Origin of the sequence: Rhizobium sp. WYJ-E13 (assembly GCF_018987265.1) — a bacterium.
Classification (GTDB): domain Bacteria; phylum Pseudomonadota; class Alphaproteobacteria; order Rhizobiales; family Rhizobiaceae; genus Rhizobium.
In genome coordinates this window covers 1628402-1643433 of record NZ_CP076853.1, presented here as the reverse complement: position 1 = coordinate 1643433, position 15032 = coordinate 1628402, and the positions used below count along the sequence as shown (strand labels likewise).

Below are 15032 nucleotides of genomic sequence, written 5' to 3'. Positions count from 1 at the left end.
CGGCGAATACCATGTTCGCGAGTCGGGACTGTCGCTGCAAGCATTGAAAGACACAAGTATTTTGAAGTCCGAGAAACGCAATGCCGCCTCGCTGCATGTGGACGACCGAGCCGGGGGCTCGGGTCAGCATGTGCATCTTGAAGGCAATTGGCGCAGCGCCAACATCCATCTCGTCCTGCAGGATTTCGAGAAGCTTTCACGCAACAACAGCGGTGACCTGACACTCGATCTTGCCAATGTCACCGATATCGACACCGCCGGCATCTGGCTTCTTTGCCGGCTAAAGAAAAAGCACGAAGAGGCGGGGCGAACGGTTCATTTCGAGGGCACGAACCAGCATATCGACGAGCTGATCGCCACCTTCTCCAAGGAGCCTGAAAAGCAGGAGCCCGAGCAGAAGGAGAAGCCATCGATCGCCGAGCGCATCCTCGCACCGATCGGGAGGATGACCCTCGATGTCTGGGACAATGTCGCCGCCTCCATGTATATCCTCGGCTCGGCCGTGCGCGGCGCACAGATGAAATTTGGCCGCGGCAGCGGCGTTTCGCCAGCCTCGATCGTCAACCAGATCGATCATATGGGTGTGCGGGCCGTTCCGATCATCCTGCTGATGTCCTTCCTGATCGGTGCGATCATCGCGCAGCAGGGCGCCTTCCAGCTTCGCTATTTCGGTGCCGAGATCTTCGTCGTCGATCTCGTCGGCATCCTGCAGCTGCGTGAGATCGGCGTGCTTCTGACCGCGATCATGATTGCCGGCCGTTCGGGCAGCGCGATCACCGCCGAAATCGGCTCCATGAAGATGCGCGAGGAAGTCGATGCGCTGAAGGTGATGGGCCTCAACCCGATCGGCGTGCTGATCTTCCCGCGGCTGGTGGCATTGACGGTTGCGCTGCCGCTCCTGACCATCATTGCCAACTTCGCCTCGCTGGCGGGTGCGGCTGCAGTCGCCTATCTGTATTCGGGCATTACTTTTGCCACCTTCCTGTCGCGCCTGCATGAGGCCGTGACGCTTTCGACCGTATTGGCCGGCATGATCAAGGCGCCCTTCATGGCGCTCGTCATCGGCATCGTTGCAGCCGTCGAGGGCCTGAAAGTCGGCGGCAGCGCCGAATCGCTCGGCCAGCATGTGACGGCTTCCGTCGTGAAGGCGATTTTCGTCGTCATCCTGATGGACGGGCTTTTTGCGATGTTCTATGCAGCGATCGATTTCTGAAATGGCGGGCGACGTGGATCAGCAACCGATCGAGACGACCAAAAACGGGAACCGGGATGTCGTGCTGTCGGCGCGCGACGTCACGGTCGGTTTCGGGCCTAAGATCGTGCTCGACAAGCTCAATCTCGATATCTACCGCGGTGAAATCCTCGGCTTCGTCGGTGCTTCGGGCACCGGCAAATCGGTGCTGATGCGCACCGTGCTTCGCCTGCTGCCGCGCCGCTCCGGCACCATCAAGATCCTGGGCCAGGATTTCGACGAGCTGGACGAGCCGGAACGCAATGCGCTCGACATGCGTCTCGGCGTCCTCTTCCAGCAGGGCGCGCTTTTCTCCTCGCTGACGGTGAAGGAGAATATCCAGGTGCCGATGCGCGAATATCTCGACCTGCCCGTTACACTGATGGATGAGCTCGCGCATCTGAAGATCCGCATGGTGGGCCTCGCCGCTGACGCTGCCGACAAATATCCTTCCGAGCTTTCGGGCGGTATGATCAAGCGCGCAGCGCTTGCCCGCGCGCTGGCGCTCGATCCCGAGCTCGTCTTCCTTGACGAGCCGACATCGGGCCTCGATCCGATTGGCGCGGCAGAATTCGACGAACTGATCGCCAATCTGCGCGATAGCCTGGGGTTAACCGTTTATATGGTGACCCACGACCTCGACAGCCTGTTCTCGGTCTGCGACCGTATTGCCGTGCTTGGAAAGAAGCGGGTAATGGTGGAAGGAACGATCGACGACATGCTGGCCTACGACGATCCGTGGGTTCAGGCCTACTTCAAGGGCAAGCGCGCGCGTTCGATCGTGCCGCAGGACGATGCGCCGGCGGCCCGGGCGCGGCATGACAGCGGGAAGTGACCGGAGACGATGGAAACCAAAGCCAATTACACGATCGTCGGTTTTTTCACCGTTCTGGTGATCGCTGCCGCATTCGGCTTCGTCTATTGGATGGCGGAGTATGGCCGCAGCGGGCCGATGGCCGAGCTGATCGTGCGTATTCCGGGCTCCGCCAACGGGTTGAGCGTCGGCTCGCCGGTGCGTTTCAACGGCATCCAGGTCGGTTCGGTGCAGACGCTCTCGATCGATGCCGACGACCCGCAATATTCACTGGCCTTTACCGAAGTACGCTCGGACGCGCCGATCTATCCGTCCACCAAGGCGGCCCTTGAAATCCAGGGCCTGACGGGTGCGGCCTATATCGAGCTTTCGGGCGGCCGCAAGGAAGACAAGAACATCCTCCAGCAGGCGATGGAAAGCGGCAAGCGCGCCGTGATCGTCGCCGACCAGTCGAGCGTTACCAACCTTCTCGCAACCGCCGACAAGATCCTCGACCGCGCCAATGACGCCGTCGGCGATGTGCAGGGCTTCGTGCGCGACGCGCGCGGGCCACTGACCAAGACCTTGCAGAATGCCGAAACCTTCTCGGATGCGCTCGCCAAGAATTCCGGCAATATCGACAGCTTCCTGCAGAGTGTGGGCGACCTCTCCAACACGGTGCGCAATGTCTCGGGCCGTGTCGATTCGACGCTTGCGGCCGTCGAAGATCTGGTGAAGGCGGTCGATGCCAAGAAGATCAACACGATCCTGAGCAATGCAGAGAAGGTGAGCCGCGACATAGCCGACGCCTCCGGCGATCTGAAGGGGCTCGTCGACAAGGTCGACCAGACGGTGACGACCTACAACGAATTCGGCAAGAAGGCACAGGTCACACTCGATCGTGTCGATACACTGGTCGCCGCCATCGACACCAACAAGGTGAAGGGTTCGGTGGACGATATCGCCCAGGCGACCAAGGATGCGCGCACCGCTGTCGCCTCGATCCGCGATGTCACCGATACCGTCAGAGACCGCAAGAAAGACATCGACCAGACGATCCAGGACGTCCAGCAGATGGCGAACAAGCTGAACTCGGCTTCGACCCGCGTCGACGGCATCCTCATCAAGGTGGATGCGCTGCTTGGCTCCGACAATACCAATTCACTCTTCACCGAGGCGCGCGCGACGCTCGAATCCTTCAAGAAGGTCGCCGACAACGTCAATGCGCGCATCGGGCCGATTGCCGACAATCTGCAGCGGTTCTCGGGCAGCGGGCTGAGTGACGTCCAGACACTGGTCAATGAGCTGCGCGGCACGGCGAACAATCTCAACAATGCCATCAGCAATTTCGACCAGAACCCGCAGCGGATCATCTTCGGCGGGCCGACGGTCAAGCAATATGACGGGCGCACGCGGCGCTGAGCAGCTTCAGTCAGGAATTGCGGGAATAAAAACAGAGGTCAGGGGTAGCGTAATATGGGTCTATCGCATGTGATGTCGCGCCGTTCCTGGATCCGTGGAACGGCGATTATTTTGCCGCTGACGGCAGCACTTCTCGCAGGTTGCGGAACGGCGGCGAAGAACGACACCTACGATCTCTCGGCAGCCACGGTCGATGGCACCGGTCCGTCGGCCAAGAACAAGCAGATCCTGATTGCCGATCCAACGGCGCTGAAGGCGCTGAACAGCGACCAGATCGTCATCCGCGTTTCATCCTCGGAAATCCAGTATCTGTCGCGCTCGCAGTGGAGCGATACGCTGCCGCGCATGGTGCAATCGAAGCTCGTCCAGGCCTTCGAGAATTCCGGAAAGCTCGGCGGCGTCGGAAAGCCGGGGCAGGGACTGGCGATCGATTATCAGCTCGTGACGGACATCCGCTCCTTCGAGATCGACGCAGCGTCCGGCAACAAGGCTGTGGTGGAGATTTCCGCCAAGATCCTCAACGATCGAAACGGCACAGTGCGTGCCCAGCAGGTCTTCCGGGCCACGGCTCCGGCCGGCGGTGACAACGTGAGTTTCGTCAAGGGGTTAGGCCGCGCCTTTACCGAAGTGACCGATCAGATCGTCGGCTGGACGCTGAAATCTATCTAGGTCATTCAGAGCCCTGAGGAATGCTGGGGGTAGGATGTCGCAACTGAGAACAGCGTGCAGTTTAGCATTCGCGCTCTTGCTCATTTTTGAAGCCTGGAGCAGTGCGCAAGCTCAGGATGTTCGCAGCAATACGCTCACTCCGCTGCCTCTTAACCTCGATGCTTACAAAGCCTTCGTCCAACAACTCGCTACCGAAATGAAAGGAGACGAGGCCGCCATGGCCACAAAGCTCCGAGCATTGGGATTCAGCTGCACACAAGTCTCCAAATCCATTCAATTTACATGCGTGCGATTTGGCTGCCAGAAGCGAAACTTCTGGTGGGGTTCGCTTCTTGAATGGACGGTACAGAGAGGGAACGTTGAATCGCCGGAGCTCGCCTTCTCGGGCGGGGCCATCAATTATTCTGGCTGGGCTCGTTGCATTCCGGAGAAAGACAGGGAGCAGGCCCAGCAACGATTTCTTTCCAGCCACTGAACGCAATGATGCACTGGCATCCCAGTGGTAGGCAAAACTGCTGAGCAGCCTTTGCCTACCACGTCATTTCGTGGGCTGCGCATCCGTCATCGTCGGGGTGCCGCCCGTTGCCGAAGCAGTAGCGGTCGAAGCGGAGGGCAGGTAGCTGTCGAGCAGGCCGGCCATCTTGTCGTCACGCAGGCTGGCGGTCTTTTCGCCCATGACGACGCCGACGACGCGGCGGCCATCCTTGGCAGCCGAGGTCACGACGTTGTAGCCCGACGCATCGGTGAAGCCGGTCTTGATGCCGTCGACGCCATTGTAGCGATACATGAGATTGTTGTGGCCGCGCAGCTTCATGCCGCGGAATTGGAAGCCGCGCATGGAGAAGAGCTTGAACTCCTCGGGGAAGTCGCGCATCAGCGAAACGCCTAATGTCGCCATGTCACGCGCCGTGGTGACCTGCTCCGGATCAGGCAGACCCGACGGGTTTTTGAAGACAGTGTCCTTCATGCCGAGCTCATGCGCCTTTGCCGTCATCAGCGTGCCGAAGGCCTGCTCGGAGCCGCCAAGCTGTTCGGCGAGCGCAACAGCGGCGTCATTGGCCGACAGCACCACGATACCTTCGACGGCTTCCTTGACCGTCACCTTGCGGCCGGCGCCGACGGCAAGCTTGAAGGGCTCCTTGCTCTCGGCATTTTCCGACATGGTGAGCTTCTGATCCCAAGTCAGGTGTCCCTCATGCAGGGCCTGGAAGGTGAGATAGAGCGTCATCATCTTGGTGAGCGACGCCGGATAATTCAGATCGTCCTGATTGGAGGCTTCCAGAACCTGGCCGGACTGCGCGTCCACGAGGAAGCTTGCCTGGCCGGCTTCGGCCTGGATGAACGCGCCCAAAAGAAATAGGGACGAGAAGGCGGCGACTATCAGCCGGGAGGTCGTCTTGGTCATCAATATCTACGGTCTCTGTCGTGACAAGCAATTGTTCTTGGCAGCTGGCTTGGTGATTGGCCTGGCCGGGGTCTGCCGCCCCGTTCGGCCCATGCGGATCAGGGATGTTTGTGACGGAATGAGGGAGCCGCGGCAATAAAAAAGGGCCATCCACAGATGACCCCTTTTGTCTCACACTCTCAGGTTTTGATCGTCCGGCGCAGCAACTCAGTTCAACCGGCCCGCCGCATGGGCAAGCATCGTGTAGACCTTGCCGGTGTCGGAGGTCAGGTAGGACTGCGTCACCGTACGGTTCGGATCGGTGCGGGCGACATCGGCGAGCAGCTTTTCGAAATCGCCGATGTAGCGGTCGACCGCGGTACGGAATTCGGGCTCGCGATCATATTTGCGCTTGATCTCGTCGAAGGTCTGCTGGCCCTTCAGCGTGTAGAGGCGACGGGTGAACACGTCGCGCTCGCCGCGCTGATAGCGGCGCCACAGGTCGACAGAGGCGTCATGATCGATGGCGCGGGCGATATCGACCGAAAGCGAATTCAGCGATTCAACGACATGGCGCGGGTTGCGGCTGTCATTGGCGCGCTGGGCGGGAGCAGGGGCCGGAGCGGCCGCTTCGGCAGCGGGGCGGGCCGGAGCACGCGAAGCCTCTTCGGCCTCTTCACGCGAGGCGCCGCGCAGGAGATCGCTGATCCAGCCGCCGCCGGCGCCTTCCGTGCGCGGAGCTTCCTGGCGAACTGGAGCAGGGGCCGGCTGCGGAGCCTGGGCGACCGGACGCTGCTGAGCGGGTGCAGGAGCCGGAGCGGGCGCTGCAGTCGGGGCTGGCGAAATAGTGCCGCGCAGGCCCATGGATTCGATCGACTGGCGCGCCGTCGGTGGCGGCTGCGGGGCAGGCGCCGTCGGGATCACCGGCTGGGTAACGCGGGGAGCAGGCTCGGCCTGGGCAAGCGTGCGGGCGACCGGCTCGGAGAGCTCCAGCCGCTGGCTGGAGCGGCCGACGATCTGCGAAATATCCTGCAGGGCCTTGATCTGCTCGGCGACGGCCCGGCGCATGGCAGACGCGCTCTCCTTGGCTTCTTCCGGCAGGTCGAAGGCGCCGCGCTTCAGCTCGGCGCGGGTGGCGTCGAGTTCGTTGCGGATATCGGCTGCCGAGCGGCGGATATCCTCTGTTGCGCCCGAGAATCGGCCGACCGCCTCCTCGATCGCATCGCGGAGCGATTCGCGCAGGTTCTGCGCTGCATTGTCGGAGGCGCGGCCGGCTTCACCGAGCATGCGCTCGACTTCCGAGAGCGAGGCCGTCAGGCCGCCGCGCAGGCGGTTCGTGAGGTCGCCGGAGCGGCGCTCGACATTGGCAAAGCTGCTGTCGATCGTCGCATTGGCTTCCTCGCCGGCGCGGTTGATTGCTTCGCGCATGGTGGAAGCTGCCTCTTCGGCGCGCTTCTCGGTGTCCGAAAGCACCCGGCCGATATCGGCAAACGAGGCCTGGACGCTCTGGCGCAACGTGCCGGTGACCTGATTGGAGCGCTGTTCGGCGCGCTCGAAGACCGTCTCGATCATGCCGCCGAGGCCGCGCATGGTCTTTTCGATCTCGCCCGAGCGCTGGACGAGGCCGGCCGCCAGCGTCTGCAAGGCGTCTTCGCGCTCTTCCAGCGTGGAGACGAGGCCCGACTGGGCGGCGGCAAGAAGATGCGAGGCCTGGCCCAGAACCTTCGAGTGATCGTCGAAGCGACCGATGATGCTGCCGACCTGGGCGAGCGTCTGGCCGGAAATATCCGACAGGCGGTCGACCTTGCCTTCGAGAAGGCGGGTAGAGGCAGACACCATTTCGGCGGCCTTGGCGGCAGAGTCCGTGAAGCGCGAGGTCGTGTCGCTGAGACGGCCGTCGACGCCGGTCAGCTGGTCGGCGGCGCGCGTCATCATCATGGCCATGGCGGCACTGCTTTCCGACAGTCGCTGGACGAGGCCATTGACGTTGTTCGTCAGGCTGTTCTCGATGGCGGCGACGGCATTGGCGACGTTTTCGGCACGCGCTTCGACGGCCTGGGTGATTGCGTCATTTTCCGCACGGAGGCGCTCGGCGCTGAGGCTTGCGGCCGCGGTGATGCGGGCTGCGGCTTCCTGGCCAGCATCGGTGTAGCGGTCGATAATCGGGCGCGCCGTCTCGTCGAGGATGCGCGTCAGCTCGGTGGAGCGGCCAGCCAGCATGGAGTTCAATTCGCGTGTGCGTTCGTCGAGCGTTGCGCGGATCGAGCTGCCGCGTGCTTCCAGCGCCTTGTCGATATCGGTGAGTGTCGTATCGATCTCGCGGGCACGCTGCTCCAGGCTGGAGCGGATGATGCTGGTGCGGGCTTCGAGCGCGCGGTCGACATCAGCCATGCTCGATGTGATCTGACTGCTGGCATCCGTCAGGGTCGAGCGGATCGAATTACCGTGCGCTTCCAGCGTCTGGCCGGCATCGGCAAGCGCGTGATTGATGGCGCTGACCTGGCTGCTGACGATACTTTCTGCTTCCGCCACCTTGCTGACGATGACGTTGCCGGCCTCGGAGAAGGTCTGGGCAACGGCAGCAGCCTGGCCGGCGAGGCGGCTCTGCGCCTCGGCGACGCGGTTGACGATCTGCGACGAGCGCTCGTCCATGGCTTCGGCGAACTGCTGGCCGGTACGGCTGAGCAGTTCCGAGGACTTCGCGGCTTCGCCATCCATGCCTTCGGCAGCTTCGGCAACGGCGCTGCGCAGGCTTGCGGCGAGACCCGCGGCCTTGCCTTCGATCGTGCGGTTGACGGCATCCAGACCGACGGTCAGAGCGCGGTCCATGGTGGAGAGACGTTCTTCGATGCGCGCGTTGCCGCGATCCATCATGTCGCTCAGTGCCGCGGTGCGGCCATCGATCGATTGCGCCATGGTCGCGCTGCTGCTGTCGAGCGTTTCAGCAAGATGTGCCCGGCGGCTGTCCAGAGCCTGCGTGAGGTTTGCACTGCTGTTGTCGAGGGCCTGAGTGAGGTTGGCAGTGCCGGCATGCAATGCTTCCGTCAGGCTGGTGCTGCGGCTGTCGAGCGCATGCGTCAGATTTGCGGCGCTGTTGCCGAGCGTTGTGGCGATGCGCTCGGCTGTGTCGTCGCCGATCGCGCCGAGGCGGGAGATACCTTCGTTCAGCACCCCGGAGAGATGATTGCCTGCCGCGTCGACCTTATCGGCCACGCCGCCTACGCCATCGGCGATGCGAGCCTCGATGGCGGCAAGTCCGGCTTCTACGCGAGCGCCGGTTTCAGTGAACCGACCGGTGAGATTGTCGACGGAATGGTCGAGATGGCCGGAGAAATCGGCGGCGGAACGCGAGATCGTGTTGGCGGCTTCCTGGAAGCGGCCGGCGATTTGACCCGCGCTTTCGCGCATGCGGTTCTCGAGTGTCTGGGCGCTGTTGTCGATCGCCTGACGGATCGCGGCCTCGCGATCTTCCAGCGACATTTCGAGCATGCCGATGCTCGTCGCAACCGATGTACCGATCGAGGTCGCCTGTTCGGAAAGCGTGTCGTTGATCAGGTTATGTGCCTCGGTCAGCGACAGGGTGATAGCATTGGTGCGATCGTCGAGCGTGGCGCGGATGCGGTCATGTGCGGCTTCGAGACCGCCTTCGATGTTGTTTGCGGCATCGTTCGCAACGCTGCCCAGACGCTGCTGCGCATCGATGAGGCTATCCTCGATGCGGCCCGTCATGCTGCCGATGATGCCTTCCATGCGAGCGCCACCGGCATCCAGAGCTTCCGAAAGCGTAGCGCTGTGCTCGGCAAGCGCGGTTTCGAGACGAGCCTGATTGTCCGTATAGGCGGTGCGGATCGCTTCCGTGCGGTCGGCAAAGGCGCCGGCAACACGCTCTTCGGCACTGGCAACAGTGTCCATGATGGCGGTACTGCGGTTTTCGAGCGCGGATTCGAAGCGGCTCTGGCCGTCGTCGAGCGAAATGGCGAGCGCCATGGTCTTTTCGTCGAGCGTATCGGACAGGCGGTCAGCGCTGTTGGTCACGGCATGGACGATGGATTCGGCGCGACTGGTGAGCGCTTCCTCGATGCGGAGCTGGCTTTCGCCGAGCGATGCGGCGATCCGGTCATGGGTGCCGGCGGCGGCATTGACGAGAGCGTCAGCACCCGCCGTCAGCGTGTCTTCCAGGCGGTTCTGGCTCTCGTTCAGCGAGATGGCAAGCGCCATTGCCTTTTCGTCGAGCGTTTCGGCGAGGCGGTCATGCGTGCCGGAGACGGCATTGATCAGCGCTTCCGAATGGGTCGACAGCGTATCTTCGATGCGCGCCTGCGTTTCGTTCAGCGAAATGCCGAGCGCCATCGCCTTCTCGTCGAGCGTTTCGGCGAGGCGGTCATGCGTGCCCGATACGGCATTGATGAACGCTTCCGAATGCGTCGACAGCGTGTCTTCGATGCGCGCCTGCGTTTCGTTCAGCGAAATGCCGAGCGCCATCGCCCGTTCATCCAGTGTCTCGGCGAGACGGTCATGCGTGCTGGAAACGGCGCCGAGTAGCGCCTCAGAACGGGTCGCCAGCGTGTCGTCGATGCGAGCCTGACCTTCGTTCAGCGAAATCGCAAGTGCCATCGCCTTTTCATCGAGCGTGTCCGAGAGGCGGTCATGCGTGCCGGAAACGGCATCGACGATGGCTTTCGAGTGGCTCGCAAGCGTATCGTCGATACGGGCCTGACCTTCGCTCAGCGAAATCGCAAGCGCCATCGCCTTTTCATCGAGCGTGTCGGAAAGGCGGTCATGCGTGCCGGAAACGGCATCAACGATGGCTTTCGAGTGGCTCGCAAGCGTATCGTCGATACGGGCCTGGCCCTCGTTCAGCGAGATGGCAAGCGCCATCGCCTTTTCATCGAGCGTATCGGAGAGGCGGTCATGTGTGCCGGAAACGGCTGATATGAGCGATTCCGAATGGGTCGACAGCGTGTCTTCGATGCGCGACTGCGTCTCGTTCAGCGAAATCGCCAGCGCCATGGCCTTTTCGTCGAGGGTTTCGGCGAGACGGTCATGCGTGCCCGAGACAGTATTGATGATGGCTTCGGAACGGCTCGTGAGCGCTTCGTCGAAGCGGGTGTGGTGGTCGGCGAGTGCGCCGATCAGGGCGCCGCCGCGTTCGGCCATCACGCTGTCAAGGCCGGTATGGGCAGTCTTCAGAGCATCGGTGATTTCAGCGGCGCGGGCGGCGAGAACGCTGCTCAGCTCTTCGGCGCGACCGCCGAATGCGCCCGTGACCTTTTCGGTGCCGCTGTCGACGGCAGTGGCGAGTTCGGTCGTGGTCGTCTGTAGCGTATCCCGGAATTCGGCTGCCCGGGCGGCGAGGTTGTTCTGCAGTTCGGAGGTCCCGGTCGCGAGCGCCAGCGAGATTTCCGAGGTGGCGTTGCCGAGAGCGGAGCTAAGCTCGCCGGTGCGGGTCGTCAGCGCCGAGGTAATCTCTTTCGCACGGCTGGCAAGCGTGCCTTCCAGCACTTCCTGGCCGGTTGCAAAGGCGGTCGCCAGCGCCAGCGACTGCTCGGTCATGGAGGTGCCGAGACGATCGATATTGGAATTGAGGATGTTATCGATGGAATCGGCGCTGCCCGACAGCGTCTCGTTGATGCGGGTAAGGCTCTCGATGAGCTTGGTGTCGAGCGAACCGGCGCGCTTGTCGAAGGCGTCGGTAAATTCGGCGACTCGTTCGTCGAAGGCAGTCGAAAGCTGGGCGACAGTCGTCTGCAGACGCTCCTCGAAGAAGCCCGAGCGGACGTCGAGATCCATGACGGCATCGTCGGCCGTCGATTGCAGGCTCTGGCGGAAGCTGGCGCCTTTTTCGTCGAGAGCCGCGTTCAGCCTGGTCAGCACGTCATCGAGCGTGCCGCCGATCGTGCGCTCGCCCGATGTCAGGCTCTGATTTATATCTCGGGTGCGGGAGATCAGAATCTCGTTGAGCTGCTGGGTGCGCTCCTGCAGCGCCGCATTCAGGCGCTCGGTGCTGGCGTCCATCGTCGAGGCGCGCGTCTCGAACTGGGTGAGCAGGCGCTCGCCATGTTCGTTGATCGTATTGGTCAGCGCGTCCAGGCGGTTGTCGAATTCATTGCCGATCGCAAGACCTGAGGCAGTCAGCGTATGGAGCAGCGTATCCGTCTTGGCGGCCAGCAGCGTGCCGAGCGACTGCATGGCGCTGTCCGACTTCTCCATGATCGCGGCAGCGCGCGTATCGATCAGCGAGGCGAAGGCTTCGCCCGAGGTCGCAAGACGGATGGCGATCTCTTCGGTGGCGAGCGACAGTTCTTCCTTGAGCTGGTCGTGGACGCCGGCGATGGAAGAGCGGATGCGGTCGGCATGGTTGACGATCGCCTCGCGCTCGGAGCCGAGCTCGTGGACAAGCCCGCGAACGCGCAGTTCGTTATCTGCGTAGGAGCGCTCCAGCGCATTCACTTCGGAATGCACGAGCGTTTCGAGTTCGGAAGCACGCGCAATGGTGCGCTCGATGCCTTCGTTCATGGCCGATACTTCGCGGCGCACGGCCTGGCCGACCGTCATGATACGTTCAGACGCAATGGTTTCCGGCTCGGAAAGGCGCAGTGCAACCTCGGCCATGGAGCGGGCGGCGTTGCGCATGTCCTGGGCACGCGAGATCATGATGGCAAAGGCATAGAACATCATGACCGGCACGATGATGCCGACGATACCGGCGATCACGCCCGGTAGGGCAGCGAGATCGGTCAGCGAGCGGATCTGCGCGATCTGCGGCGCATAGAGCATGAACATCAGGCCGAGGCCGATGACCACCCACAGAATGGAGACGAGAGTGGCCGTGCGCAGGGCAGGGCGGCTGGAGCCGTTTTCCAGCGACTTCAGAAGCGAGGCAGGTGAATTGCGGCTGGCGTCGTTGGCGGGGGCGAAGGCCGGCGCCCGCGGTGCCTGCTGATCGCCTGTGCGGCCAGCGCGACCGCGGCGGCGTTGTGCTTCTTCCTGGGCCTGATTACGGGCATTGGATGGGTCAGTCACATTAGCCTCCGGGGCGTGGGGCGCGTTACCGCGGCGGGGCGGCACGTTTTCCTGGCCGAAATCGATCTGAAGCGCCTCGTCCAATGCCTTGAACGCTTTGTCCTCGATCGATTCATTGTACTTGTTATTTGCCATTCCGATACGCCTCACAATTCCCGGCAAGTCCGGCAGCGCATCCGGGCCACCGCCTTTGCCCGGAAAGAACCTTCGCCGTTCCAGCCTTCCATCCCAAGACGGACGGATAAGCATGTTATTTCAGAGTAGATAGCCGATTTTTCAAACGAAAGGTATCAAAACACTACCATTATCCACTCTGACGGCAAAGGCGCGCGGCATGAGCCCGCCTCAACAGTATCGTAGTGACACATCTGGGTGCCTTAGACAATTAATGAACCCTTGCGTTTGCGCCCTTCTTAACCTGTTGTTAACACCTTTAAATTTTGAATCCCGCCTAAAAGCCGATATTTTAGCGATGTTTAAGGGATGTTAACCATACGGTCAGATTTCCGCCTCTGATGTGCCGGAATTTAACAGGATCGCCATTCTCCGACCGCACAACTTATGCAACCGCAGGCGATGCGAGACGGGAGAATTGGCAAATGGCAGCAGTAAGCATTGCGTTCGAAGCACCTGACAATTCCAGCGGGCCTTCGCCTTCCAAGGTACGGCCGATCGACCTTGTCCATCTTGCGCGCCAGACGATGGGCGACAAGACGGTGGAAATTGAAGTCCTCCAGATGTTTGCGCGCCAGGCGCGCGCCTGCCTGCAAGACATTGCAAGCGGTGAGTCCGCCAAGGTGGGCGCAGCCGCGCACCGCCTGAAAGGGGCAGCAAGCTCCATCGGCGCCTTCCGGGTTTCGCAGTCGGCGGAAGCCGTGGAAGTGAACAATGGCGACGCGACCGCCATGGCAGCCCTCGGTGCAGCCGTCGTCGATGCCGAGAATTTCATCCTGAAACTCTGCCGAGGATAAGGCAGGAAGGTTGTGAACGACCTAGGCCCGCTGTTCCATTAGGGAACGGCGGGTCTTTTTGCGACGTTCTCCATGACGCATCGGGAATGGCGCAGCCTTTGCGTATCTGCGAGGCTCGGGGCATCCGGCAATGTTGACTGACGCGCCGAATTGTCGGAAGAAAATCCGCCCATCTACGACCAAAGACCGGAAATAATCCTGATGCCCAAACTTACCATCGTCGCCTTTGACGGAACGCGCTTCGATCTCGATGTCGATCAAGGCTCCACCGTAATGGAGAATGCGGTCCGCAATTCCGTGCCCGGCATCGAGGCCGAATGCGGCGGCGCCTGCGCCTGTGCAACCTGTCATGTCTATGTCGACGAACAGTGGACGGAAGTCGTCGGTCCGCCGGAAGCGATGGAAGAGGATATGCTGGACTTCGCCTTTGACGTGCGTCCAACTTCACGCCTTTCCTGTCAGATCAGGATGAAGGCTGCCTATGACGGACTTACCGTGCATGTGCCGGAACGGCAGGCCTGATTTCTCACTGTTTTGAAGAACTTTCTTGAGAGAATGGGGGAGCTTTCCCAAAAAGAGAGCCTCGCACGCCGGAGGCGAGCGAGGCGAGGCGGGCGCATTACCTACGGATGAGGGAGGAACACCCGCGGCTTCGGAACGCGCCAGGAGAACACAGTCACGAAAGCCAGCTGCCTTACTGCACTTTCGAATATAGTCATATTACCGCTTTCCGGTTGAGTCCACCAGAATGAAAAATGATCGGTAAAAGGCTGGGAAGCGCACAAGTTTCGCACAAGTTTCATTGTGCAGCTAACGATCCCTACTCGCCTTGAGGCTGAAAAGAGCTTATCTTTCGCCGCCTTTGCCCTTGAGTCTATTGTTGAGCAGTCTCAACATGCGATTCTGGAAATTGACGGCTTCGACGCGATCGAATCGGGCCTGCAGCTTGTCATGCTCCTCTATTCCGCGAGCCGACACATTCGAGACGAGTTCCTGCATGGCCTCGCAATTGCGCTGCGACGGGAGCGCCTTGAGTTCGCGCTCCATGACGCGGGCCTGAGTGCGGGCGATCTCGGCATGGCGCTCCTCGTGGCGCCTGATATCGCTCGACAAGGCATCCCATATCATCGACAGCTCGCGGCTCGTGCCCTTGCGGTTGCCCCAGCGCGGCATGATGATCTGCGTGTGGACGGTGACCTTGACGTTGCCGACGCGGCAACGTCCGTTTTCCTGGATATAGGTCGCTTCACCGCCGAAACGGATCTTGGTGGCGCCGGGATGGCGGGCAGAGGAGCCGTTCGCTGTCGGGCCACGGCGGCTCAGCTCATCGTCAAGCTCGTCGGCTGTCTTTCCTTTGATATCGAAGTAGGAATAGCTTTTCGTTGCAATGACTTCGGCTGCCGCGGGGCTGCAGAGGAAAAGGGCAATCATGGAAAAGGCGATGGGAAGGCGCATATAACGCAACGCAAGCGGCATTCTGAACTGAACCTGTGTTGAAGTTTGGCGGAGCTTGGGGCATAGCCACGGTAAGCGCAATAT

Annotated in this window: 10 protein-coding genes; 7 read left to right on the top strand and 3 right to left on the bottom strand. The window is 61.6% G+C overall.

Annotation, left to right across the window (positions count from 1 at the left end):
- The first annotated feature begins 43 nt into the window (after positions 1-43).
- From KQ933_RS08245 to KQ933_RS08225, 5 genes are read left to right on the top strand one after another with little or no spacing between them, the layout of a single operon-like run.
- Positions 44-1213 carry an ABC transporter permease gene (locus tag KQ933_RS08245; protein ID WP_216758839.1) on the top strand — a complete coding sequence of 390 codons (1170 nt, stop codon included), beginning with the start codon at positions 44-46 and terminating at the stop codon, positions 1211-1213.
- Between the two features lies 1 nt (position 1214).
- Entirely contained in the window at positions 1215-2066 is an 852-nt protein-coding gene (locus tag KQ933_RS08240; RefSeq protein ID WP_216758297.1) for an ABC transporter ATP-binding protein, read from the top strand.
- A 9-nt stretch (positions 2067-2075) separates the two neighbouring features.
- A complete protein-coding gene (locus KQ933_RS08235) occupies positions 2076-3446 on the top strand; it encodes an MlaD family protein (RefSeq protein WP_216758294.1) in 1371 nt (456 codons plus the stop codon).
- 54 nt (positions 3447-3500) lie between these two features.
- Complete coding sequence (locus KQ933_RS08230) at positions 3501-4115, top strand: ABC-type transport auxiliary lipoprotein family protein (protein ID WP_216758290.1); 615 nt, start codon at positions 3501-3503, stop codon at positions 4113-4115.
- A gap of 34 nt (positions 4116-4149) precedes the next feature.
- Positions 4150-4590 (top strand): hypothetical protein, encoded by a 441-nt coding sequence (locus KQ933_RS08225; protein ID WP_216758288.1) that lies wholly within the window; start codon positions 4150-4152, stop codon positions 4588-4590.
- Positions 4591-4653: 63 nt separating this feature from the next.
- Here the strand turns inward: KQ933_RS08225 and KQ933_RS08220 are convergent, their stop codons facing one another.
- Together KQ933_RS08220 and KQ933_RS08215 are read right to left on the bottom strand one after the other, a co-directional pair.
- Positions 4654-5520, bottom strand: coding sequence for a D-alanyl-D-alanine carboxypeptidase family protein (locus KQ933_RS08220; protein WP_216758286.1), 867 nt, complete (start codon positions 5518-5520; stop codon positions 4654-4656).
- Between the two features lie 207 nt (positions 5521-5727).
- Complete coding sequence (locus KQ933_RS08215) at positions 5728-12657, bottom strand: hypothetical protein (protein ID WP_216758284.1); 6930 nt, start codon at positions 12655-12657, stop codon at positions 5728-5730.
- A 464-nt stretch (positions 12658-13121) separates the two neighbouring features.
- Here KQ933_RS08215 and KQ933_RS08210 point away from each other — a divergent pair, with 464 nt between their 5' ends.
- Positions 13122-13493 (top strand): Hpt domain-containing protein, encoded by a 372-nt coding sequence (locus KQ933_RS08210; protein WP_216758282.1) that lies wholly within the window; start codon positions 13122-13124, stop codon positions 13491-13493.
- A gap of 201 nt (positions 13494-13694) precedes the next feature.
- On the top strand, positions 13695-14015 hold the full coding sequence (locus tag KQ933_RS08205) for a 2Fe-2S iron-sulfur cluster-binding protein (RefSeq protein WP_112547779.1): 321 nt from the start codon (positions 13695-13697) through the stop codon (positions 14013-14015).
- Positions 14016-14339: 324 nt separating this feature from the next.
- Here the strand turns inward: KQ933_RS08205 and KQ933_RS08200 are convergent, their stop codons facing one another.
- A complete protein-coding gene (locus tag KQ933_RS08200; protein ID WP_216758280.1) occupies positions 14340-14969 on the bottom strand; it encodes a DUF922 domain-containing Zn-dependent protease in 630 nt (209 codons plus the stop codon).
- Positions 14970-15032 lie beyond the last annotated feature (63 nt).